This window comes from Enterococcus sp. AAFC-DPL-6103, from assembly GCF_058216595.1.
The window spans coordinates 1,498,453-1,523,350 of the sequence record NZ_CM177102.1; the positions used below are offsets into that span (position 1 = coordinate 1,498,453).

General features: G+C 37.7%; 24 protein-coding genes. 5 read left to right on the forward strand and 19 right to left on the reverse strand.

The genetic code is table 11. The features are described 5' to 3' along the window. Nucleotides 1–7: 7 nt before the first annotated feature. The 4 genes from AC4BC3_RS07180 to obgE form a co-directional block, all read right to left on the reverse strand. A complete protein-coding gene (locus tag AC4BC3_RS07180) occupies nt 8–796 on the reverse strand; it encodes an SDR family NAD(P)-dependent oxidoreductase (protein WP_490466153.1) in 789 nt (262 codons plus the stop codon). Beyond that, nucleotides 793–1,737 (reverse strand): ribonuclease Z, encoded by a 945-nt coding sequence (gene rnz, locus AC4BC3_RS07185; RefSeq protein WP_490466154.1) that lies wholly within the window; start codon nt 1,735–1,737, stop codon nt 793–795. The genes AC4BC3_RS07180 and rnz overlap by 4 nt, the downstream gene beginning before the upstream one ends. 155 nt (nt 1,738–1,892) lie before the next feature. Further along, entirely contained in the window at nt 1,893–2,483 is a 591-nt protein-coding gene (locus AC4BC3_RS07190; protein WP_206908790.1) for a DUF1269 domain-containing protein, read from the reverse strand. Nucleotides 2,484–2,631: 148 nt separating this feature from the next. Further along, nucleotides 2,632–3,945, reverse strand: coding sequence for a GTPase ObgE (obgE, locus tag AC4BC3_RS07195; RefSeq protein ID WP_277988512.1), 1,314 nt, complete (start codon nt 3,943–3,945; stop codon nt 2,632–2,634). 296 nt (nt 3,946–4,241) lie between these two features. Between obgE and gap the strand changes: the two genes are divergently transcribed. Then, on the forward strand, nt 4,242–5,252 hold the full coding sequence (gene gap, locus AC4BC3_RS07200; RefSeq protein WP_206899084.1) for a type I glyceraldehyde-3-phosphate dehydrogenase: 1,011 nt from the start codon (nt 4,242–4,244) through the stop codon (nt 5,250–5,252). 109 nt (nt 5,253–5,361) lie between these two features. Here the strand turns inward: gap and AC4BC3_RS07205 are convergent, their stop codons facing one another. Both AC4BC3_RS07205 and AC4BC3_RS07210 read right to left on the reverse strand, forming a co-directional pair. Continuing rightward, nucleotides 5,362–6,294 (reverse strand): alpha/beta hydrolase, encoded by a 933-nt coding sequence (locus AC4BC3_RS07205; protein ID WP_206908788.1) that lies wholly within the window; start codon nt 6,292–6,294, stop codon nt 5,362–5,364. Nucleotides 6,295–6,771: 477 nt separating this feature from the next. Next, nucleotides 6,772–7,866, reverse strand: coding sequence for a DUF871 domain-containing protein (locus AC4BC3_RS07210; RefSeq protein ID WP_490466155.1), 1,095 nt, complete (start codon nt 7,864–7,866; stop codon nt 6,772–6,774). A gap of 186 nt (nt 7,867–8,052) precedes the next feature. On the opposite strand from AC4BC3_RS07210, the gene AC4BC3_RS07215 reads away from it, so the two are divergent. Next, the gene (locus AC4BC3_RS07215) at nt 8,053–8,796 is read left to right on the forward strand and encodes a peptidylprolyl isomerase (RefSeq protein WP_490466156.1); all 744 of its coding nucleotides are present in this window, start codon (nt 8,053–8,055) and stop codon (nt 8,794–8,796) included. 74 nt (nt 8,797–8,870) lie between these two features. On the opposite strand, the gene fabZ is transcribed toward AC4BC3_RS07215, so the two are convergent. Further along, nucleotides 8,871–9,311 (reverse strand): 3-hydroxyacyl-ACP dehydratase FabZ, encoded by a 441-nt coding sequence (fabZ, locus tag AC4BC3_RS07220; RefSeq protein ID WP_067482356.1) that lies wholly within the window; start codon nt 9,309–9,311, stop codon nt 8,871–8,873. A 237-nt stretch (nt 9,312–9,548) separates the two neighbouring features. On the opposite strand from fabZ, the gene fabI reads away from it, so the two are divergent. Beyond that, on the forward strand, nt 9,549–10,304 hold the full coding sequence (gene fabI, locus AC4BC3_RS07225; protein WP_490466157.1) for an enoyl-ACP reductase FabI: 756 nt from the start codon (nt 9,549–9,551) through the stop codon (nt 10,302–10,304). Between the two features lie 165 nt (nt 10,305–10,469). Here fabI and AC4BC3_RS07230 read toward each other — a convergent pair whose 3' ends face one another. Beyond that, entirely contained in the window at nt 10,470–11,522 is a 1,053-nt protein-coding gene (locus AC4BC3_RS07230; RefSeq protein WP_206908763.1) for a branched-chain amino acid aminotransferase, read from the reverse strand. A 113-nt stretch (nt 11,523–11,635) separates the two neighbouring features. Between AC4BC3_RS07230 and AC4BC3_RS07235 the strand changes: the two genes are divergently transcribed. Then, nucleotides 11,636–12,553, forward strand: a complete 918-nt coding sequence (locus AC4BC3_RS07235) for a mechanosensitive ion channel family protein (RefSeq protein WP_490466158.1) — start codon at nt 11,636–11,638, stop codon at nt 12,551–12,553. Nucleotides 12,554–12,858: 305 nt separating this feature from the next. On the opposite strand, the gene AC4BC3_RS07240 is transcribed toward AC4BC3_RS07235, so the two are convergent. The 9 genes from AC4BC3_RS07240 to AC4BC3_RS07280 all read right to left on the reverse strand — a co-directional run bounded on the left by AC4BC3_RS07240 (nt 12,859) and on the right by AC4BC3_RS07280 (nt 19,999). Then, complete coding sequence (locus tag AC4BC3_RS07240) at nt 12,859–13,437, reverse strand: lytic polysaccharide monooxygenase (protein WP_490466159.1); 579 nt, start codon at nt 13,435–13,437, stop codon at nt 12,859–12,861. A gap of 190 nt (nt 13,438–13,627) precedes the next feature. Further along, entirely contained in the window at nt 13,628–14,128 is a 501-nt protein-coding gene (gene cbpB, locus AC4BC3_RS07245; protein WP_206908757.1) for a cyclic-di-AMP-binding protein CbpB, read from the reverse strand. 111 nt (nt 14,129–14,239) lie between these two features. After that, entirely contained in the window at nt 14,240–14,752 is a 513-nt protein-coding gene (locus tag AC4BC3_RS07250) for a metallophosphoesterase (protein ID WP_490466160.1), read from the reverse strand. Then, a complete protein-coding gene (rph, locus tag AC4BC3_RS07255) occupies nt 14,753–16,111 on the reverse strand; it encodes a ribonuclease PH (protein ID WP_490466161.1) in 1,359 nt (452 codons plus the stop codon). A 3-nt stretch (nt 16,112–16,114) separates the two neighbouring features. Then, a complete protein-coding gene (gene racE / locus AC4BC3_RS07260) occupies nt 16,115–16,927 on the reverse strand; it encodes a glutamate racemase (RefSeq protein ID WP_206908752.1) in 813 nt (270 codons plus the stop codon). 171 nt (nt 16,928–17,098) lie between these two features. After that, nucleotides 17,099–17,755, reverse strand: coding sequence for an amino acid ABC transporter permease (locus tag AC4BC3_RS07265; protein WP_206908750.1), 657 nt, complete (start codon nt 17,753–17,755; stop codon nt 17,099–17,101). Between the two features lie 14 nt (nt 17,756–17,769). Then, complete coding sequence (locus tag AC4BC3_RS07270; RefSeq protein WP_206908743.1) at nt 17,770–18,417, reverse strand: amino acid ABC transporter permease; 648 nt, start codon at nt 18,415–18,417, stop codon at nt 17,770–17,772. Nucleotides 18,418–18,428: 11 nt separating this feature from the next. After that, nucleotides 18,429–19,244 (reverse strand): transporter substrate-binding domain-containing protein, encoded by an 816-nt coding sequence (locus AC4BC3_RS07275; RefSeq protein ID WP_206908711.1) that lies wholly within the window; start codon nt 19,242–19,244, stop codon nt 18,429–18,431. A 17-nt stretch (nt 19,245–19,261) separates the two neighbouring features. Further along, nucleotides 19,262–19,999 (reverse strand): amino acid ABC transporter ATP-binding protein, encoded by a 738-nt coding sequence (locus AC4BC3_RS07280; protein ID WP_206908710.1) that lies wholly within the window; start codon nt 19,997–19,999, stop codon nt 19,262–19,264. Between the two features lie 254 nt (nt 20,000–20,253). Between AC4BC3_RS07280 and trpS the strand changes: the two genes are divergently transcribed. Continuing rightward, a complete protein-coding gene (gene trpS, locus AC4BC3_RS07285; RefSeq protein WP_490466162.1) occupies nt 20,254–21,264 on the forward strand; it encodes a tryptophan--tRNA ligase in 1,011 nt (336 codons plus the stop codon). Between the two features lie 130 nt (nt 21,265–21,394). Here trpS and pheT read toward each other — a convergent pair whose 3' ends face one another. Both pheT and pheS read right to left on the reverse strand, forming a co-directional pair. Further along, nucleotides 21,395–23,812 (reverse strand): phenylalanine--tRNA ligase subunit beta, encoded by a 2,418-nt coding sequence (gene pheT, locus AC4BC3_RS07290; protein WP_490466163.1) that lies wholly within the window; start codon nt 23,810–23,812, stop codon nt 21,395–21,397. Between the two features lie 6 nt (nt 23,813–23,818). After that, nucleotides 23,819–24,862: a phenylalanine--tRNA ligase subunit alpha gene (gene pheS, locus AC4BC3_RS07295; RefSeq protein ID WP_206908704.1), complete on the reverse strand. Its 1,044-nt coding sequence runs from the start codon at nt 24,860–24,862 to the stop codon at nt 23,819–23,821. Nucleotides 24,863–24,898 lie beyond the last annotated feature (36 nt).

A 24,898-nucleotide genomic window follows, 5' to 3' on the forward strand; every position in this document is an offset into this window, starting at 1 on the left:
TTTCCACCTACTTTTTGTTAAAAATTCCTCCAGCTAAATAATCTCCAATATGCGGGAAAAGCGTATAGAATTTGGCTGCAATTTCCATGACAACAGGCTGGTTGATTTCACGTTTTGGATGACTCATACTCCGCACAATTTGTTTAGCTAACTTAGTTGGATCCAATACAATTTGTCCTAAGTTTGCTAAATATTCTCCACTTGGATCTGCTTTATCGAAAAATTCTGTAGCAATTGGTCCTGGATTAACCGTCGTGACTGTAACCCCTAATGGTTTTAATTCCAATCTTAATGCATTAGAAAAACCAATCACAGCAAACTTAGTTGCAGAGTAAATCGTTGATTTGGCTGTAGCCATTTTCCCTGCCATTGATGCTAGATTAATGATGTGGCCACTTTTTCTTTCTGCCATATCGATGGCGAATTTTTGTGTCAAGACCATCATACCTAACACATTAACTTCAAACATATCATAAGCTTTGCCTAAATCAAATTGCAGAAAATCTTCGAAGATACCAAAGCCAGCATTATTGACCAAAACATCCACTCGTCCGACTTCCGTCATTACTTTTTCATACAAACTTTCTACACTTTCTGGATTGCTAACATCAACTTGAAAAGCATACGCTTCTTTTCCACTTAATTCTTGGCACTTTGTTTTTACTTCTCCAATCAATTGAATCCGTCGAGCACAAGTAACCACAATCGCTCCTTGTTTTGCCGCTTCGTAACAGATTTCTGCACCTAATCCCGCAGATCCGCCAGTTACTAGTACCACTTTATTTGCTAATTTCATGACAATTCCTCCTCATCTCTAAATGGAATCTCAATCACATCAAAATCTTTCATGATCGTTGTATTTGGGAAAATTTCTCGTGCTTCCTTTTCCAGCTCTAAGGCCGCTTTACCAACATATCGAGCGCTAATATGCGTCAACAATAATCGTGCAGTCTTTGCTTCCGTGGCAACTTCTGCTGCTTGATGAGAAGTTGAGTGAAAATAATTATGCGCCATTTTTGCTTCATTTTTGTTAAAGGTACTTTCATGAACCAATACGTCACTGTTTTTAGCAAGTTCAATAGCACTAGCCGTTTTTCTTGTATCACCTAAAATCGTTACGATTCGTCCTTTTTTATCTGGACCAACAAATTCTTTGCCATTAATTATTGTCCCATCTTCTAATCGAACTGTTTCGCCACGTTTCAACTGGCCATAAATCGGACCAGCAGGCACACCTAATTCTTTCAGGCGTTCTACTTGCAGCTCACCCTTATGATCCTGTTCGACAACACGATATCCGTAACTATCGATTCCATGATTTAATTTCTTTGTGTATACTGCAAATTGTTGATCTTTAAAAATAGGTTCATTCTCACGAACTTCAATAAATTTCAACGGATAACTTAAACGAGTTTGCGAAACAGATAGAGCCGTCTTAACAAACTGTTCTACTCCTTTGGGACCATAGATTTCCAATGGAGTATCTCCACCTTGGAATGAGCGACTACTAATCAAACCTGGCAAACCAAAAATATGATCCCCATGTAAATGTGTAATAAAGATTTTTTCGATTTTTCTTGGACGAATATTTGTACGCAAAATTTGCATTTGTGTGCCTTCACCACAATCAAATAACCAAATTTCATTGCGTTCATCTAATAATTTTAACGCGATACTTGTTACATTTCGCTGCTTTGCAGGCACTCCTGCGCCTGTCCCTAAAAATTGTAATTCCATAATCTACCTGACTTTCTGTGAGTTCCCTCTAATTTTAGGGGAAAATCAACGGATAAGCAACCGAAAAAGACAGAGAAACGTGCCTAAAATACACTTTTCTCTGCCAGAATTTACTTTTTTCATCAGAATTACCCAACCAAAAAAGAAAACGGAACTTATTCTTGTGAATTGCCCTTATCTATTGGTTGATTTTCAACTGGTGGATGTTTTTCACTCCAAGTTTTTTGTGCTGCTTCTTTCGTACTACGTTCAATTTCTTTCGCATCCGCTACATCTTTTTCGACCTCATCATAATCTAATCGTGTGATTTCACCACCAAGTTCCATCATAACTAATTGGTTCAATGGGCGATTGTCTTCTTCTTCAGCAATCAAAATCAGACCTGTAGCACCCTCGCCAATTTTATCACCAACAAAGTCAAAAACGGTTTGCGCGTTTTGAATCTCTTTTGCATCTTGGGTTGCTCCAATCATTCCACCTGCAAACCAACCAAGTAAAATACCGAGCGGACCGCCTAAAATACCAACGAGCATACCGATCATGCCACCTTTTGAAGATTTATTACTTCCGGTAAAGTCGATAAAGTCTTCTACTTTAAATTGATGTGTGCCATTTGGATCATGACTGATGACAGCCATTTGTTCCCCCTTAATTTGTCGAGTAGCATGAAGCTTTTTGATTTCAGAAAAGGCTTGATAAGCTTGACTCTCCACATCAAAATTTAAAATAATCACTCGTTTGTTCATTTGACTCACTCCTTACTTTTTACGTTCCTTTCATTTTACCTTTGATTGAGTTAGAAATAAAATAAAAACCTCTAAACGAAAGCGCTTATTTCAATATAAAAAAAACAAAAGAGAGGGGACAAAATTTTTGTCCCCTCTCTTACTTATTTTATTCAACAAATTCAAATTCAAATTCGCCAATGCGAACAATATCTCCATCTTTCGCACCACGAGCACGTAATGCTTCGTCCACACCCATTCCACGTAATTGACGTGCAAAACGCATAACTGTTTCGTCGTGATCGAAATTCGTCATTTGGAATAATTTTTCGATTTTCTCACCCGTCAATACCCAAGTTGCATCTGGTTCACGATCAATTTTGAATTCTGGTCCTTCTGGTGTAAATCCATAATGAACTGTTTCTTCCTCGATTTCTTCATCATAAAGAGGAAATTCTGGTGTTACTTCTAATAAATCAGCAGTTGCATTCAATAATGCATCCAGTCCTTTACGAGTCACACCAGAAATTGGAAATACTGGAATATCATCTGCAAATTCATCTGCTTTTTCTTTATTCAATTGCTCTTTGAATTTCACCAAATTTTCTTCTGCATCTGGCATATCCATTTTATTCGCAACAATCAACTGTGGACGTTCTAATAAACGCAAATTATAAGTAGATAATTCATGATTGATTGCTAGATAATCTTCGTAAGGGTCGCGCCCTTCCATTCCGCTCATATCGATCACATGTAAAATAACACGGGTACGTTCAATATGCCGTAAGAATTGCGTTCCTAGCCCAACACCTTGTGAAGCTCCTTCAATTAATCCTGGTAAGTCAGCTGCCGCAAAGCTACGACCATCAGTCGTTGTTACCATTCCAAGATTAGGAACTAACGTAGTAAAGTGATAAGCACCGATTTTTGGTCGTGCAGAAGAGATAACTGAAAGTAATGTAGATTTTCCGACTGAAGGAAAACCAACTAAACCAACATCGGCTAAGACTTTTAATTCCAATTCAATTTTACGCTCTTGTCCTGGCTCACCATTTTCTGCGATTTCCGGTGCAGGGTTTCGTGGTGAAGCAAAGCGAATATTTCCGCGACCGCCACGTCCACCTTTTGCAACTACCAAAGTTTGACCGTTTTCAATCAAATCGCCTAGTAAAGCGCCTGTTTCTGCATCACGTACAGTTGTTCCTTGAGGGACTTTAACATATGTGTCATCTGAACCTCGGCCATGCATCCCCTTGCTCATTCCATTTTCACCTGGTTGTGCTTTAAAATGACGATTAAAACGAAAGTCCATCAATGTGCGCAAGCCTTCATCAACCACTAAAATAACATCGCCACCGTGACCACCATCACCACCAGCTGGTCCGCCATCAGGAACATACTTTTCTCTACGAAAAGCAACCATTCCGTCGCCGCCCTTACCAGCTTTCACATCGATTGTCACTTGATCTAAAAACATGGACATATTCTCGTCCTCCTATTGTATTTATTTATTTAAATTTCTCGACTACCTGAATTTCCACAATAAACAAAAGTCCTATTTATTTTAGCGATGAAATCATGTTTTGTCTATCTTTTCAGCCAAAACTTTGCTATCTCTTACCAATTTTTGTATTTTTAGCAAATCCATTTGGAAGTTTCAGAAAAATCAAGTGAAAAGATAAATTTTTTGACAAATTCTAATTTTAGTAGCAAACTTAAATCGTATTAAGAGAGGTTGCGGCACTTTCACAGCCTAAATTAAAGGAGGAACTTTTGATTATGACAGTAAAAGTAGGTATTAATGGATTCGGACGTATTGGACGCTTAGCGTATCGTCGTATCAAAGAAGTATCTGATGACATCGAAGTAGTTGCAATCAACGATTTAACAAGTCCAACTATGTTAGCACAATTATTGCAATTCGATTCAACACATGGTACTTATCCTGGAACAGTTACTGCTACAGAAGACTCAATCGTGGTTGATGGTGAAGCAACTCGTGTTTATGCTGAACCTGATGCAAGTAAAATCCCTTGGGTAAAAGAAAATGGAGTAGACATCGTACTAGAATGTACTGGTTTTTATACTTCAGAAGAAAAAGCACAAGCTCACTTAGATGCAGGCGTTAAACGCGTTGTGATCTCTGCTCCAGCTGGCGCAATGAAAACAATCGTTTATAACGTAAACGACGACACTTTAGATGCAAATGATAAAATCATCTCTGCTGGATCATGTACAACAAACTGCTTGGCACCAATGGCTTATTTCTTAAATAATGAATTTGGTATCGAAGTTGGTACAATGACAACTGTTCATGCTTATACTTCAACACAAATGTTATTAGATGGACCAGTAAAAGGCGGAAATTTACGTGCTGCTCGTTCTGCTGCTGACAACACAATCCCTCACTCAACTGGTGCTGCAAAAGCAATCGGCTTAGTTATCCCTGAATTGAATGGTAAATTACAAGGTCATGCTCAACGTGTCCCTGTTGTTGATGGTTCATTAACAGAATTAGTATCAATCTTAAAAACAAAAGTAACTGCGGATGAAGTCAATGAAGCAATTAAAAAACATACAATTGACAACCCATCATTTGGTTATGATGATCGCGAAATCGTTTCTGGTGACGTAATCGGAACAACTCAAGGTTCAATCTTCGATCCAACACAAACAGAAGTAACTTCAGCTGGTGATTACCAACTTGTTAAAACTGTTGCTTGGTACGATAACGAATATGGATTCACTTGCCAAATGATTCGTTTGTTAGAAAAATTCGCTAACTTATAAGAAATTTTTCACTAAAAATTTCTTGCGACACTAAAAAGAAGCTGAGACAAATGTCTCGGCTTCTTTTTTATAGTTAGTATCACGAAGTTCCTGTTTCACCTTCACACGCTTAAAAGTACTTCGCTAGAAAGTCTTTTACTACCTGCTGGTATTTATCTGGATCTACAGAGTAAGCTTTCGCATGTTCTGCGCCCTTTACGACATATTTTTCTTTTGGTGCGTTGGTCGCTTCATAAACTTCATTTAACATTTTAAATGGAACAAAGGTATCTTCGTCACCGTGAATAAAGAGCATTGGCGTTTCATTTTTCTTCAATTGTTTGACTGCACTTGCTTCATTAAAAGAGTAACCTGCTCGAACTTTCGTCATTAAACTAGTAGCAGGCATCAATGGAAATGCGGGTAGATTAAACATATCTGCTAATTGATATGAAAGCTCCTCATTTACAGAAGAATAGCCACAGTCCTCAATAATTGCTTTCACATTATCAGGTAGTTGTTCTCCGCTGGTCATCATGACTGTTGCCCCACCCATGCTGATTCCATAAAGAGCGATTTCTTCTTGTTTGCCATTTGTTTCAAGAACTTTGTTGATCCACTTTACATAGTCTTTTCTTTCTGGCCAACCAAATCCAATATAATTCCCTTCACTTTTCCCATGTCCTCGTGCATCTGGAAGTAGGACATTGTAGCCTAGATCATGGAAAATTTTAGCGTAGTTTGCCATCGTTTCCGCATCACCCATATAGCCATGCGCTGCAATCACTGTCTGATTACTTGGTTTAGCTGCAGGAAGATAAATGGCAGAAAGTTTTAGTTGATCCTCTGATTTAATGGTCCAATACGTTCGGTTTTCTTTTGCTTTGAACCAGGTTTGCGTTGCAGTTTCTTCTGCCGTTTTTGTAGTACCAGGTGTATCTTCGCCGATAAAATCTTTTGGTGCTGGAACGATCGCATAATTATAAAAATAATTCGCTGCAAAAATTAACCCAATCGTGAATAGTAGGATCACGCCAATACTAATTTTTACCCAAAGTTTCATATTTTTCATCTTTCTCCTATCATTTAAATTAAAAATAAATCACGAAACGAACAAATTTAGTTCTAAGTATAATCAATGTCTGTGCCTGATGCAAATCGATTTGACAAACAAAAAAGGACCAAGACAATTTCAAGTCCTGATCCTTTTGGAAGTGCGTAATGATAAAAACATATTTTGAAAGGCTGTTTGATTCTTTTAATTTATTGCTTGAAGTTTAACGCTTGGAACCACAACCCTTTTCTACGGTGTTCCCAAAACAACTCCTCCATATAGCTTGCATCCACTTTAAAATATGAAAAGCTATTTTAAGTATCTGCTCGCTATCTCGTCGAAGCTGAGCGTTTTGTACCACAACCTTTTTCTACGGTGTTCCCAAAACAACTCCTCCATATAGCTTGCATCCACTTTAAAATATGAAAAGCTATTTTGAGTATCTGTTCGCTATCTCGTCGGAGCTGAGCGTTTTGCACCACAACCTTATTTCATATTTTCAATCAATTTAAAGCTTGACCATGGTTTCAAGAAATCAAGCAAGAATAATTCATCTGCTGAAATTCGGCCGACCACATTCACTCGTCCATCATTTTTCATTTCTTTCAGAGCAATTTGTGTTTCACCTTTATATTGACCGTAGCCAACATTATCAATCAAAACATCTCCGTGAGTCATATCACGAGTATTATGAGCTGGGAAAGGTTTCTCTTTGTAATAAATACGTGTCATTGTCGAACGTAAAATATACTCTGAACGGTCTCCTCGGTAACTGTGTAAGTTATCAAATAGACAAATCCGTTCGTCTTCTGTAATTCCTTCTTCTACATCGACTTTTAGCGTTGGGTAATCTGCGTTGAAGGCTTCTGCCATTGCTTTTAACTCTTCTTCACTTGCATAGGCGTTCCCAACAGAAATATCATCGATCAAACCAGTCAACATCAAATGTTTTACTTGTGTTGAAATTTCTAAGTCACGATGGTCTTCTAATGAACACAAACCATCCTGTGTTGGCCATGGACCGAACGTTGCAACTTGTGAATTCACAAAAGCCATTGTATTCAAATTATATTTTCTGAATTTTTTTGAGCAATAAACAAAGTGATCGTAACTTAAACCAGAATAGCGATGTGGATAAAAGTTATGTGACCCCAATAAATTATTTGTATTTGGTGAATAACTCATGATGTTATCCACGTAGTTTGTTCCAGAGCTCATATTGATTTCAATTTTGATTCCATATGGGTTACGTGTCATCTTTGCTTCTTCTGCACCCGTGAAACCAATATCTAAACGTACACCATATGCACCCATTTCATCAAAAAATGATAAGTCATCATAAGAGATCTCAAGTTGTTCAAATAAGGCAGGATTAATATCCACCATTACTTCCATTCCTAAGCTATTCGCATAGTCGACTACTTTTGTAAATTCGGCTAATACTTGCTCTTTGTCATCGTTCACTTGCAGCAAGCTTGTAAATACGCGTTTAAATCCATATTTGTGTGCTAGATCTAAATATGCTTTATCCTTTTCAAATGTTGAGCGTTCTGGGTAAATCGAAACTCCAAGTTTTCCCATAATCCTATTGCCTCCTAGCGGTTTGCTTTTTTGTATCCACTTACATTATAACAAACATGATACAAATGGTCTACACCTTTTGCTACTGCTTCAAAAAGAAAATTACTTTCCAATTTTCATTAGGTTTTTGCTCAAGAATTTGCTATCATAAATATAGACTATTTTTAAGAAAGAAAGGATCCAGATATGAAGAAGAAAAAAATAATGTTAACATTTGGATTAGCTGCAGCTCTACTAGCTGTTGCGGGTTGTTCAACAAATCAAACAACTACTTCAAGCACAAAAGCAAGCACTGCAGAAAGTACGACTGAAAGTAGCGTTGACCTAAACGCATTAGAATTACCTCAATTAACGAACGAAGTTGCTGCAAATGAAGCATTGGTCGAAATGACCACTAGCGAAGGAACGATCAAAATCAAATTGTTCCCTGAATTAGCACCAAAAGCAGTCGAAAACTTTTTGACACATGCCAAAGATGGCTATTATGATGGTTTGACTTTCCATCGAGTAATTAAAGACTTCATGATTCAAGGTGGCGATCCAAAAGGTGATGGCACGGGTGGTGAAAGTATTTGGGGCGAAGGATTTGAAACAGAAATTTCAAATCAGTTGTACAACATCCGTGGCGCACTTTCCATGGCGCGCTCTCAAAATCCAAACAGTAATGGCAGTCAATTCTTTATCGTCCAAAATTCTGATGACGTCCATGACGGCTTACTAAAAGATGACTACCCTCGCGCAATTATCGATGCGTATAAAAAAGGTGGCTATCCAAGTTTAGATGGTAGCTATACTGTTTTCGGTCAAGTCATCGAAGGCATGGATGTTGTGGATAAAATTGCTCAAGTTGAGACAGATAGCAATGACAAGCCAACAGCCGACGTAAAAATCGAAAGTATCAAAGTTTTACAAGAAGCTAAAACAAAATAAGCACGTAAAAAGAGGAGAGGACTTTTAAACAAGTCTTCTCCTCTTTTGTTTGATTATATTAAAAAAGCAGCGCATTAAGCATCTTGGTTTACGATAAAAGTGAATTCACATTCGCAGACTTTTTTGTCATCAACGTAAGCAGCTGATAGTGCAGTGCCCACAGCTCCTTTTAATTTTGTGATTTCAAAATGACATTTCATGACATCTCCAGGTACAACTTTTTGACGGAATTTGGCTTTATTGATTCCCCCAATATAGGCACGTTTCCCTAAAAATTCTTCTGATTTCAAAATTAAAATGGAACCAGCTTGCGCCAAAGTTTCTAAAATCAAAGCTCCCGGCATCACTGGATTATCTGGAAAATGTCCTTGAAAAAAATCTTCATTAATTGTCACGTTTTTAGTTGCAACTATTTTCTTTCCTGGTTCTAATGTGTCCACATAGTCAATATAGCAAATCGGGTAGCGATTAGGAATCAAATCCATTACTTCTGTAGCAGATAAAACATAAGACATATACATGCTCCTTCTTTCGTTTCAGGCAAATGCCAATTCATTTATTACTTTGATTATCAAAGTATCATATTCCTAATTATTTAGCAATCTTTTTTTTATTATCAAAAAAATAGTTTGACAATCAAAGCATTTTGCCTAATAATAAGAAATCAAGGAAGTTATTTTTTAAGCACTTATCTTTTTATCCTACTTTTTTACTAGACAACGAAATTTTTCGCGAAACAAAGGAGAGTCAATATGTCATTTTTAAAAGAAAAAAAAATCGTCATCATGGGCGTCGCAAACAAAAAAAGTATTGCATGGGGCTGTGCCGAAGCTATGCAAAAACAAGGGGCAGAAATCATCTATACTTATCAAAATGAACGCATGAAAAAATCTTTACTGAAATTAGTTGGTGAAGATGCTTTTACTGTTGAGTGTGATGTCGCTAGTGACGAAAGTATCGAGCAAGCAATGGATGCCATCGGCGCTTACGCTGGTGAGATTCACGGACTTGTTCACGCAATCGCTTATGCAAATAAAGAAGAATTATCAGGTAATGTTTCAGATATTTCAAGAGATGGTTATCAATTAGCTCAAGATATCAGTAGCTATTCCCTAATCGCTGTAACAAAATATGCACAAAAGTATTTAGCACAAAACAGCGGGATCGTCAGCATGTCTTATCTTGGATCAGAACGTGCAATTCCAAACTACAATATGATGGGCATCGCTAAAGCGTCACTTGAAGCAGCTATTCGTTACTTAGCTGCAGAACTTTCACCAAAAGGTATCCGCGTTAACGGAATCTCTGCTGGTGCAATTAAAACTCTAGCTGTGACAGGCGTCAAAGATTACCAAAAGCTAATTCAATTATCAGAATCACGTACACCAGATCAACAAGGTGTCACAATTGAAGAAGTCGGCAATGCTTGTGCCTTCTTGATTAGCCCACTTTCAAGCGGTATGATTGGTGACATCATTTATGTTGACAAAGGTGTTCACTTATCATAAAAACATCTAATATTCTTTAGAAACAATTTATAAAGCTGCGGTTGGCGAATACGTCATCCGCTTTTTTACATCTATCATTTGATTGAGCAACAACAAAAGAAGCTGGAAAATAACTTTCCAGCTTCTTTGTATGTTTAACTTTATTAAAAAGTAATGGTTCTTGTACTATTCCACTACTTGGATCCAACCTTCAGGTGCTTCTACATCCCCAAACTGAATACCCGTTAACTCGTCATATAAACGTTTCGTTACAGGACCCACTTCTGTTTCACTATAGAAAACATGGAGTTGATTATCATGATAGATTCCGCCAATTGGTGAAATAACTGCAGCTGTCCCACACGCACCTGCTTCAGCAAATTCATCAAGCTTGTCAATAAAGACATCTCCCTCGATGGCATCCATCCCTAAACGTTCTTCAGCCAACTGTAGTAATGAATATTTGGTGATACTTGGTAAAATAGATGGTGATTGCGGTGTGATGAATTTCCCATCTTTCGTGATGCCAAAGAAATTTGCCGCACCGACTTCTTCAATCTTTGTATGCGTTGCTGGATCTAAATAAACACAATCAGAATAATCTAGTTCATGTGCTTGTGTTCCAGGTAATAAGCTGGCTGCATAGTTGCCGCCTACCTTAGCTGCTCCTGTTCCTTTTGGTGCAGCACGGTCATAATCTGAAACAATAAAGTTCGTTGGTTTTAAGCCACCCTTAAAATAAGCACCAACTGGTGTACAGAAAACAACAAATAAGTATTCCGGTGCCGGATGCACACCAATGTTTTCCCCTACACCAATCAATAAAGGTCTTAAATAGAGCGTTGCACCCGTTCCATAAGGTGGTACAAATTCTTCATTTGCTTTGACAACCTCTTTGACTGCGTCAACAAACATTTCTTCTGGAACCATTGGCATCAACAAACGACGCGCGCTTTGGTTCATTCGGCGACTATTTTGTTCAGGACGAAATAGATTGATTTTCCCATCTTTCCGACGATACGCTTTTAATCCTTCGAAACATTGTTGTCCATAATGTAACGCAGGTGATCCTTCGTGAATCGTTAAGTAGTTATCTTCTGTTAACTCACCTTTGCTCCATTCTCCATCTTTCCATTTAGCAATGTAGCGCCAAGGTGTTTTGATATATGAAAACCCAAGATTATTCCAATCTATTTGCATGTTCGTGTCCCCTTCATGTTTTTCTCCATATTTTACCATTCGCTTAGTTGTTTGTCATTTTTATTTTGAAAGACACTTTTTCTCTTCCATTTTCTTTTTTTCTACTTCTTGATACAATGTTACAAAGAACGAGTGAAAGAAAAGAGGATTCTATGTATTTAGCACAAATAACTGAAACAAAAACAACATCAAGTGAAACAATTACCGATCAAGCCGTCCAACAAGTAAATGCCTTCCAGCGATTTTGGAATGAGATTGATTGGGACGAGATTCTTGCAACTTTTATTGAAAAAACACTGTATTTGATTTTTCTAGTCATTCTTTTTAGTGTTCTGAGCAAAATCGGAAAATATTTACTTGATAAATCATTTAGCCAATATTCAAAAAAAGCTAGTTTGAACGAAAGTCGTTTAAAAACCTTACACAGTTTACTTCATACGATTTTTCATTATACGCTTGGCTTCTTCTTTATCTATGCATTGCTTTCCGTCATTGGTGTGCCGATTGGCTCCTTACTAGCAGGTGCCGGAATTGCTGGGGTCGCTATTGGTTTAGGTGCGCAAGGCTTCATGAATGACATGATTACTGGTTTTTTTATTATCATGGAGCAACAAATGGATGTTGGAGATTATATTCAATTGGCAAATTTATCCATTGAAGGTACGGTTGTTTCTGTGGGAATCCGTACACTACAACTCAAAGCAACTGACGGAACCGTGCACTATATTCCCAATCGAAATATCACGACCATCAGTAACTTATCTCGAGCAAATATGTTAGTTCGTTTAGATATCCGAATCGTCCCTGAAGAAGGTTATGACAAAATTCAAGCAGTGATCCAACAAGTCAATCAACATCTAGCAGAAAAATATCAAAATGAATTACAAACTGAACCAAGTATTTTTGGTCTCGTTGATCTAGGAAATAGTAACTTTGCAATTCGAACGATCTGCTATGCTTTAAATGGCAAACAATATGTCTTAAAGGAAGAATTTCTTAGCGCATATGTCCAAGCCTTGACAAAAGCTGGATTTACGATTCCGAATACACCCGTCGGACCCGTTGTATAAAATAAAGAAAGAATTTGTCAAAAAAGAAAGGATGAGATAGCTGCTTTTATCGTTTAAAAACTCTTTCGAAAAAAAGAGTGATCCTTTCATTTCCAGAATGATGATTCTGTCATTTTATTTTCTACTGTCTGATGTTGTTTTATGCTGTATGTCTCAGATTACGAGTAACACTTACTCTTGTGGTAACAACACGAAAAGGAGAAAAAGAGTCTTTGCTCTTTTTCTCCTTTTTTAAACTGTGCTCTTCTCCAAAAAGTTTGGCTTTGGAGATATACATAATCTGTAACTCTTTTTATATTCACTTTTTATTGAACATTCACGTCCATAACTTGATAGAAAGCATTCACTGTATCACTAATGTTCCAAACGGCTAAAATGATGTGATAACCATTGCGATCTTGCGGAACAGAGATAGTATGGCTCACCAATTTTGGTGGTACTGTTGCATTGTCATTTACTTGACCAATTCGTTCGAAATCGCTAAATTTTAATGGCTCATTAGGATTCCAACCTGGTTTTGTCATATAGTAATCCCAAGTACTTGTGCGATGTTGGGCAGTTAATGTCCAAGAAACATTTAATGAACCCGTATTGATTTGACTCTTATGCCAACGCGTCGCTGTTTGTTCGTCTAAAGGTTCGAAACCAGTTACACCTGCACTTGCAATTTTTCCGTCGATAAATGTGTTTTTCAATGCTTCAATACTTTGTGGTTCCCACTGTGCACGACCAACATTTTGATTTAAGTTCCCTGCAGCTGCCGTTCCAAAATAGGCCCGACTACCAGGTTGGGTTACATAGCCATGTGCAAATCCGGGAACACTAAAACCAAACAAACCAATTCCGACCAAAACCAACAATAAGACTTTACCAAGCTTTTTCATAAATGAACCTCCTATGATTTGATAGCTACATTGTAACCGCTTACTCTGATTTTGGAAATAAATATGCTTGGCTGTTTGGTTATTAAGTTGCACAACAAAAAAAGCAGATAGCGGTAAAAACCTTGCTATGTCTGCTTTAAATCAACTATTTAACGTTTAAAATAACCGATAAAATAAAATCATCGTTTTTTTAATTTAACAGATTGATTGTTTCTTTTAGTCCTTCTGTTTTAGAAGTCAAAATGTTTCGTCTCTCTAATTCGTGAACCATGAAGTTTACTGCTTTTAATAATTCTTTTCGCGTGATGATTCCTTTAAAAACTTTGTCTTTTGTCACAACTGGTAAAAAAGGTGAGTCAACTAACAAATGCAATACATCTTCTAGTTCCCAATTTTCGTCAACCGTTGTAACATCTACTTCCATTACATCTGCGACTGTCAATCCTTCTAATGGTTCCATGCTGATATTTTGCAAATCCAGCATCTTATTCACGACATCAGATAAGCTGATCAATCCAACAAAGCGATCGTTTTTGTCTAAGACCGGGATTTTTGAATATCCGACTTTCGACAAAACAAGCAAGCCGTGAGAAAGCGGATTTTGGTAAAGAACGTTTGCTACATTCTCTGCTGGGATCAAAAATGTATCTTGATTTTCCAACAGCATTTCTCTTACTACAGGTCCAATCATTGAGTGGCCTCCATTCTTGTTTGTTCAACAATTTTATTTTACCGAAAACGGATGCAAATTCCATAAAGAAATGATGAACTTTTAGCAAAAATTAGAAATTAGTCCATAAAATCAGCGAGAAAAGTGAAACACTAATTCTTCTACTGGTTGATGTGCACGATTATAATACTGAACATTGATTTCATCAGTTAAACTTTCAATGATTGCATACGACGGAATTTGAATGGGGCCGCGTGGTTGTGAAATACTGCCAGGATTTAAAAATAAAATACCTTTTTCCATCTCACAACCGATTTGATGTGTGTGACCAAAAAATGCCATATTTGCTTCGACTGATTGTGCTTCTAAAGCTAATTGAGTCAAATCAAACCGAACATTCGATAGATGTCCATGGGTAAGATAGATATTGTCACGACCAGTATTGATGACTTTTTTAGCTTCAAACCCTGGACCATAATCACAATTTCCTTGAACAACTTGAAAGTTTTCCCACAATAAATCATCTGCAGGTAACTCTGAATCTCCGCAATGAAAGAAAAAATCAACGTCTGAACGATAACGTTTGACTAAGTCCACTAAGATATCACGGTCACCATGATTATCACTTACAACTAAATAGCGCATTTATTTTGCTCCTTCCAACCACTGTTGCCATTTTTGGCTCAATTTTTGCATTGCTTGTCCGCGATGACTCACTAGATTTTTTTCTTCACTAGACATTTCCGCAGCTGTGTGTGCTGAACCGTCTGGGATGAATAACGGATCATAACCAAACCCATTATCCCCTTCAGGAATTCTAGCAATTTTCCCAGGCCATTCGGCTTCTACCACTAAGCTATCTTTATCAGGCGCTGCAAACACTAATGTACAATGAAATTGCGCTGTTCGTTGTTCATTCGGGACATCCGTTAACTCGTGCAATAATTTTGCATTGTTTCCTGCATCACTTTTTGGTTCACCGGCAAAACGAGCAGAATAAACGCCAGGCATTCCACCGAGTGCATCGACTTTTAATCCAGAATCATCAGCCAGTACAGGCTGTTTCAAGATTTGTGCAATTGTTTCTGCTTTTAAGCGTGCATTTTCTTCAAAGGTTTTCCCTGTTTCTTCCACATCTGGTATTTCTGGATAGTCAAACAAGGTTTTGACTGTATATCCTTTTTTACCAAACATTTGGCGAAATTCTTCCGCTTTTCCAGGATTTTTTGTTGCAATAACAATTGTTTTTGTTCCATCCTCCATTTGAGTTGCTTTAGCTGAAAGTTCAGTCAACAGCGCATGCTTTTGTTCTGCAATCAGCTGTTCAATTGCTGACTTTCCATAAAAAAGCATGTCATTCAATTGTTCACCATCAAAGGTTGCTTCTTCACCTGTTCCTTGAATCTCCACAAATTTTCCAGATTCAGTCATCACTAAATTCATATCAACTAGCGCTGCAGAATCTTCTTCATAATCCAAATCCGTTACACATTGACCATCAGGCAAGATTCCTACACTAATGGCAGCCAAGTGTTCTTTCAATGGATCTTCTGTCACTTCTTTTTCTCTGACTAGTTTTTCGACTGCTAATGTTAAAGCAACAAATGCACCTGTGATACTTGCTGTACGTGTTCCACCATCCGCTTGGACAACATCACAATCAACAATGATGCTTCTTTCGCCTAGCTTTTCTAAATCGACCACCGCGCGTAAAGAACGTCCAATCAACCGTTGGATTTCCATCGTTCGACCGGTTAATTTTCCTTTGCTGCTTTCACGACGGTTTCTAGTATTTGTTGCTCGAGGAAGCATGCTGTATTCTGCCGTAACCCATCCAGTACCAGTTCCGCGTAAAAATGGTGGAACTGACTCTTCAATTGTTGCAGAACAAATCACTTCTGTGTCTCCAAAACTGATGACCACTGATCCCTCAGGGTGTTTGAATACATTGGTACGAATATCGACTTTTCTTAATTCTTGTGCTTTTCTTCCATCATGACGCATGCGTTAATTTCCTCCTAGTTCGATATGTTCAACTTCTAACTCATCAAGCGGTAACCAGTCTTGCGCAATTTCTTTGAACAATTTTGGTGAGCCGGTTGTGTAAAATTTGTTGATTGTTCTTCCTGGAATAGGATTGTTACTAATTTCAAAATAATCGAGGAGCATAGAAACTTCTCCGACAGTCTCAGCCCCCGAGTCGATCAAAGTCACACTTTCTCCCATCACATTTTGAATAATCGGGCGTAATAATGGATAGTGGGTACAACCTAAAATAAGTGTATCTAAATTTTTAGTTAATAATGGTGCTAAAGTTTCTGCTACGATTTTCTTTGCAACAGAGGAGTGATATTCATTGCTTTCGACCACCGAAACAAACTTTGGACAAGGTAAGCTATTAACAGTTAACTCCGGTGCTTTTTCTTTGAGTGCTGATTCATAGGCACCACTTTTCACCGTGCCTAATGTTGCAATCACTCCTACTCGTTTATTTTTCGTTGCTTTTAAAGCCGCGCGCGTTCCTGGAAGGATAACGCCAATCACAGGAATAGGTAACGCCGCTTTGATTTCATCCAGAGCTACTGACGTTGCCGTATTACAAGCAATCACAAGCATTTTGATTCCTTGATCCACCAAGTAATCGGTCATTTCCCACGTAAATTGAATCACTTGTTCAGCAGGTCGTGGACCATATGGACAACGCGCAGTATCTCCTACATATAAAATATTTTCATTTGGTAATTGTTTCAGTGCTTCTTTGACAACTGTAAGTCCGCCAACACCTGAATCAATAAAACCTATTGGGCGATTATCTGACAATGGAACCCATCCTTTTTTTTGATTTCATTCTATCTGTCTATTGTGGACTTTTTGAGGCAATTTTTCAAGTCTTGAACTTTTTGAGCGGGTTGCTTAACACACTTTTTTTACAAAGAAAAAACCCCAACTCTTTGTTCTTTTTTAAACAAAGAATTTGAGATTTTTTATTTATTAATAACTGTACTTCCGTCGTTCTAAAAATCCGGATAATAATGATAATGCGTAACAAATGACAAAGTACATCAAAGTCATAGCGACAAACATTGGCAAAACATAATTTGTATTTTGCCCATAAATGATTCGTGCTTGGTGCGTCAATTCTGGTAAAGAAATAATTACCGCTAATGACGTATCTTTAATTAGCGAAATCAATTGACTGACGATTGCAGGAATCATTGATTTAAACGCTTGTGGCATGACGATTTTACGCATCGTTTCAACGTAAGTCAATCCGGTTGATAAACCTGCTTCCATTTGTCCTTTTGGTACGGCGTTCAATCCTGCGCGGAATATTTCTGATAGCATAGCTGATTCAAAAATTGTCAACGCAGCAACGGCGGACCAAAAGATATTCATTTGAATGCCCACTTGTGGCAAAGCAAAATACGTGAAGAAAATGATGAGTAACAATGGCAGATTACGAATAATATCAATCACCAAGCCAACAATTTTGGATAAATAAGGAATATTCGCAAAACGAATCACACCAGTTAAACCACCAATCAAAAAACTAAAGATGATAGAGACCAAAGAAACTTCGACAGTCACTTTCAACCCTTCTAGTAAAAAACGGATATTCATCCATGAAAAAGCACCACTAAAATCCATTCAACTTCCTCCTTCTATGAACGAACTGCCCATTTTTTCTCAAGATGAACCATCAAATAAGAAAGGGGCAATGTAATAATCAAATAAAATAGACCAACAATAATATAGGTATCAAATGTATTGAATGTTTCACTAGCAATCAAGTCCCCTTGATACATCAAATCTAATCCTGCAACCATTGCTAGAATAGAGGAATTTTTCACTAGATTGATGAACTGATTTCCTAACGGTGGGATAACTATCTTAAATGCTTGAGGCAAGACGATATACCGCATTGTTTCTGAGTAAGTAAAACCAGATGACATGCCTGCTTCCATTTGTCCACTAGGAACTGTTTGGATCCCTGAACGAACAGTTTCTGCAATAAATGCAGATGTATAAATCGTCAAGCCAATTGTTCCAGCCTGAAACCCATCTAATTGCATCCAGTACATTGGTACAACTACATAGAAAAACATGACAATGATCAGCAACGGAATATTCCGGAAAAATTCAACGTAAGCTTTTGCTAAACCATTGATCCATTTATTTTTTGACAACTGAAAAATTGCCATCAATGTTCCAATAACCAAACTAGCTATGAGCGCCAAAATACTAGAAAAGATTGTAATTTTGAATCCTTCTGCAAAGGTCGCTCCATAAGTTTGTATCAATTCACTCATATTGTCCCTCCTTAATCAACTTTGCCATCCGTTTCATTTGGAAACCAGTGTTGATAAATTTCATCATAGGTGCCGTCAGCAATCATTTCTGCTAATGCTTGATTGACTTCATCCAAAAATTCTTTCTGTCCCTTATTGATGGCAATTCCATAAGGTTCATTGGTAAATGTACCTCCTGCCAACGTATAGCTTGGATTTTCATCCGCCATTCCTAAAAGGATCGCATTGTCAGTCGTCATTGCATCTCCTTGTCCCGATTGAAGTGCCGTAAATGCCTCTGCATAGTTCTCTAATTCTAAAATATTTGCATCGGGTGCATGTTCACGAATATTCGCTGCTGAAGTCGAACCTTTGACAGCCAAAACGGTTGTCGAAGCATCTAAATCAGTCACACTTTGGATACTGCTTCCTTTTTTGACTAGCAAAGATTGTCCAGCATCAAAATAAACGTCTGAAAAATCCACTTGTTTTTTTCGTTCATCGGTGATCGTCATCGTCGCAATGATTGCATCGATGTTTCCATTTTTTAACAACGGAATTCTAGTTTTCGAAGTCACTTCAACAAAATTTGCTTGTCCCTCTTTACCAAGTATTTTCTGTGTGATTGCTTTTGCAATATCGATATCAAAGCCTTGAACTTCACCAGACTTGATGTCCATCATTCCAAATAAACGAGTATCATATTTGACACCCCAAGTAATCTCATTTGTTTCTTTGATTCTTTCTGCGATATTTTCGTCCGCTACGCTTGCTCCCTTACAGCCAACCAGTGCAAGTAACACGATACTTAGCAGAAAGAGTAGACGAAAGCTTTTATGCTTTTTCATACAATTCCTCCTAAATTTTAATGGTTGATTACTTTACTAATAAATTGTTGTGCTCGCTCTTCTTGTGGATTGTCAAAGAAACCTTTTACATCGCGACTCTCTTCTAAAACTTCTCCTTCAGCCATAAAAATCACTCGATCTGCTACTTCTTTTGCAAATCCCATTTCATGAGTGACCACGATCATTGACATTCCTTCTCTAGCTAACTTCTTCATAACGTCTAGTACATCCCCAATCATTTCTGGGTCAAGCGCTGAAGTTGGCTCATCAAATAGTAGCATCTCTGGATTCATGGCTAAACCTCTGGCAATCGCAACACGCTGTTGTTGTCCACCAGATAGCATCGATGGGTAAGAATCTTTTTTGTCTAGCATATTAACTGTATCTAAAAATTTTTCAGCATTTTTGATTGCAGTTGCTTGATCTTGCTTCAGCACTTTAATTGGTGCTAGTGTGATGTTTTCTAGTACAGTTTTATTGGGGTATAAATTAAAATGTTGAAAAACCATCCCGATATTTTTACGCACTTCTGTTAATTTTGTCTGTTTATCTCTTAAATCTTTGTTATTTATCAGTAGTTGTCCTGAGGAAATAGTTTCTAAGCCATTGATGCAACGCAACATTGTACTTTTTCCAGAACCTGAAGGCCCGATGACAACAACTACTTCCCCCTTCTCAAATTCGAGGTTAATATTTTTCAAAGCATGGAATTTTCCATAGTACTTTTCCACGTTTTTAAATTCAATCATTGCCATATCATTACACTCCCATTATTATTTAGTAAGATTTCTTTTAAAGATACTTAATAAAACATATTATATCTGATAATAAAGGGAAATGTAAAGTTTCTACGTTATTTTCTACAAATCTATTTTGTTTTTGAATGTTCATTTCACTTCAATTTCCTTTGTACCCTTTCCGCGTTTTTTCATTTGACTAGTTGTTTCTTCCAAAAAAAAACGGTAAGATATAAAGTGCTAGTCTTACAAATCGTAAAGAGGTGTCTTTTTTGAAAAATATTATATTGACTGGAGACCGTCCAACGGGAAGATTGCATCTTGGCCATTATGTCGGTTCTTTAAAAACGCGGGTGGAAATGCAAGCTGACGAAAAGAATCAACTGTTTGTCATGATTGCTGACATGCAAGCTTTAACAGATAATGCAAAAAATCCTGAAAAAGTTTCTTCTAATGTGTTACAAGTCGCATTGGATTACTTGGCTGTTGGTCTTGATCCGACAAAATCAACTTTATTTATCCAATCACAAATTCCTGAGTTATCTGAGTTAGCCATGTATTACATGAACTTGGTCAGTGTTGGGCGTGTGAAAAGAAATCCAACAGTGAAATCAGAAATCGAACAAAAGAAATTTGGCGAAAGTATCCCAACGGGTTTCTTTGTTTATCCGATTTCACAAGCTGCTGACATCACAGCTTTCAAAGCAAATTTAGTTCCTGTTGGTGAAGATCAAAAACCAATGTTGGAACAAACACAAGAAATCGTGCAAAGCTTCAATCATACGTATGGTCAAGTTCTTGTTGAACCAAAAGGTGTCTTCCCTCCAAAAGGAATGGGACGTTTACCTGGGATTGATGGTAATGGGAAAATGAGTAAGTCACTGGGCAATGGTATCTATATTGCTGATCCAGCTGATGTTGTTCAGAAAAAAGTCATGAGCATGTACACAGATCCCAACCACATCCATGTGGAAGATCCTGGTCAAGTGGAAGGAAACATGGTCTTCACTTATCTGGATGTGTTCGGAACAGATAAAGAAACAATTGAAGACATGAAAGCACATTATCGTCGTGGTGGTCTTGGTGACGTCAAAATCAAGCGTTACTTGATTGACGTTTTAGAAGCTGAATTTGCACCAATTCGTGCACGTCGTGAAGAGTTTGAAAAAGATCCAGCAGCTGTTATGGAAATGTTACGTCAAGGCAGTTTAGCTGCAAAAGAAGTAGCAGCAGAAACATTAGCAGAAGTAAAATCTGCGATGGGGATCAACTATTTCAACTAATTATCAAAACAAAAAGCAAGGATCAAAATGAAGAATATCTTGGTCCTCGCTTTTTGACTAAATAAAACCCAGCCACGAGTTAGACTTTCCCGTCTGCCTCGTGGCTGGGTTTTTCTGGATAAGAAAAGAATCAACGAATACTTGCGTGCAAGTTTTCTGTTAATGCATGGGTTACTTTATCCATAGCTTTATTGATTTCTTCATCCGTCAATGTCGCTTCAGGATTTACAAATGTCAAGCTATACGCCATTGATTTGTTACCTGCTTCGATATTGTCCCCTTGATAAACATCAAATAATTGAATTTCTGTTAAAAATTTACCAGCAGATGCTTTAATTACTGTCTCTAATTCTTGATTTGTTATTTCTTCTTTAACTAACAAAGCAATGTCTCGACTAACGGCTGGGAATTTTGTCACAGCATGATAGGTGATTCCTGCTTGTGCTGCTTCAATCAGTGAAACTAAATCTAATTCTGCAACATACGTTTCCGGAATGTCATACGTTTTAGCAATCGTTGGATGAACTTGACCAACAAACCCAATGTATTGTTCACCAAGATAGATGGCAGCCGTTCGACCTGGATGCATTTCTGGCATAGTGGTTGCTTGATAACTCATTTGTTCAGTAATGGATAATTGGGCAAAAATGTTTTCTAACAATCCTTTGATTGTAAAGAAATCAACTGTTTCTGCTTTTGTTTGCCAATCTTTTTCTTGCCATGTACCAGAAATAGCTAACGCAAGATGTTTTACTTCTTGTGGCAAATGAGTCAAAGGATCATTTTCCTGATAGAACACACGTCCTACTTCATAGAAACCAACATCAGTATTTTTACGAGCGACATTGTAATTAACATTGTCCAATAACCCACTAATCAAGTTCATCCGAAGAACTGAACGCTCTTCACTCATTGGCCAGTCTAAACGAGTGATATTCGTTTCTTTCATTGCGAATTGACGAGATTTTTCTTCGGTTGTCAACGCATAACTAATTGCTTCATTCAATCCACTACCTTCAAGCAATGTACGAATGGTACGGGTACCTGCTTGCTCTGCCGTTAAACTTCCAGCAACTGTTTCACCACTTGGTAATGTAGATGGCAAACGATCATAACCATAGATACGAGCAACTTCTTCAATGATGTCTGCTTCAATTTGAATATCCCAACGTCTTGGTGGAACAACGACAACGTATGTTTCATTAGTTTCTTGATAATCAAAACCAAGTGCTTCAAAAATCTCGTTCACTTCTGCACTAGTCAAGTTTGTTCCTAAATATTGATTGATTCGTTGTAATGTGATTGGAACTGTTACATCTTCGACTGTCACTTCCGCACCAGCTACTGCACCCGTTAGAACTTCACCCCCAGCAAGTGCGACGATCATAGCTGCCGCAACATCGTTTGCTTCAGCAATCGTTGCATGATTGATTCCTTTTTCAAAACGTGCAGAAGATTCACTACGTAAATTGAATTGTTTCGCTGTTCGACGAATAGAAACTGGATCAAATAATGCTGCTTCTAATGCTACTGTTGTCGTTGTTTCAGTGATTTCTGAATCCAATCCACCCATGACACCCGCTAAAGCAACAGGAACCGAGCCGTTAGTGATTACCAAGTTTTCTGGTGTCAATTGGCGTGTTTCACCATCAAGTGTCACTAATTCTTCTGCTTCTTTGGCATGACGGACAACAAGTTCTTTCGAACCAAGTTTATCATAGTCAAATGCATGCAATGGTTGACCAAACAATAACAGGATATAATTTGTTACATCAACTACATTGTTGATTGGACGAATTCCTTCGTTCATTAAAAGGTTTTGTAACCATTGTGGACTTGGTTGAATTTTAACCCCTTCAATTACCCGAATTTGATACGCTGGAACAAGTTCTTTGTCTTCCACAGTCACAGTAATTTTTTCACTAGCCAAACGATCAACTTCGGTTAGTTTTTCATCATCGAATGTTGGTGTTTGGCGATAAATTGCGCCAACCTCATAGGCAACACCACGCATGGATAGTGCATCAGCGCGGTTCGGTGTGATCGATAATTCAATAATTGAATCATCCATACCAAGATATGAAAATACTGGCTCACCATTCACAGCATCCTCAGGAAGATAATAAATACCTTCTGCATATTCTTTTGGCACCACGCTATCAGAAAAACCAATTTCTTGTAACGCACAGATCATCCCATTGGATATTTCGCCGCGCATTTTTCCTTTTTTGATTTTCACATTGCCAGCAATCCGTGAATTGGGTAAAGCAACGATAACTTTGATGCCCGCTTTAACATTCGGCGCGCCACAAACGATTTGAGATAATTCCTCTTCACCAATGTCTACTTGGCAAATGGATAAGTGATCAGAATCAGGATGCGGTACACATTCTTTTACTTCACCGACGACAATTTTTTTCAAACCATCTTCTGGCACTTCGATTCCTTCGACCTCGATACCAGTAACAGACATTTTATCTGCTAATTCTTGTGGTGTCACTGCTGATAAATCAACATATTTATTTAACCATTTATATGAAACTAACATCCTTTTTTACTCCCCCTTGAACTGACTTAAAAAACGTAAGTCATTTTGATAGAAATTACGGATATCATTAACACCATAACGTAACATTGCTACGCGATCTGGTCCAAGTCCAAAAGCAAATCCTGAATATTCATTTGGATCGATCCCTGACATCTCTAAAACATTTGGATGAACCATTCCAGCACCTAAAATTTCAATCCAACCCGTATATTTGCAGACGTTACAACCCTTGCCTCCACATTTGAAACAGCTAACATCTACTTCAACAGATGGTTCAGTGAATGGGAAATAACTTGGACGCAAACGAATTTTGCGATCTTCCCCGAACATTTTTTTCATAACAACTTCCAATGTTCCTTTCAAGTCACCCATTGTTACATTTTTATCAATCACAAGACCTTCAATTTGATGGAATTGATGGCTATGAGTGGCATCATCCGTGTCACGACGGAACACTTTCCCAGGTGAAATCATACGTAATGCACCCTTTGAGAAATCATGTTTTTCCATTGTTCGTGCTTGAACAGGCGAAGTATGTGTGCGAATTAAAATATCTTCGGAAATATAAAACGTATCTTGCATATCTCGTGCCGGATGGTCTTTTGGTAAATTCATTCGTTCAAAGTTGTAGTGATCTGACTCTACTTCGTAACCTTCAACGATTTGATAACCCATTCCAACAAAAATATCTTCGATTTCTTCCATGATTTGTGTCAAGATATGGCGTGTTCCTTGCTTTACTTGACGACCGGGTAGAGTCACATCAAGTGTTTCTTTTGCTAAAGCAGCATTCAGTGCTTCTTCTTCAAGAACTTCTTTTTTACGTTCAATTTCTACTGTTAAAAAATCACGAATTTCATTTGCAAAGCTACCTACTTTTGGTCTTTCCTCTGGACTAAGGTCTTTCATTCCACGAAGAACTTCGGTAATCGGGCCTTTTTTCCCTAACGTTTCCACGCGGATTTGATTCAATTCTTTCAAATCCTGTGCGGCATTAATTTTAACAATCGTTGCTTCTTTCAAGCTTTCGAGTTGTGCTTGTAAAGACATTGCTGGTTTCCTCCTTCAAATTCAAATACAAAAAAA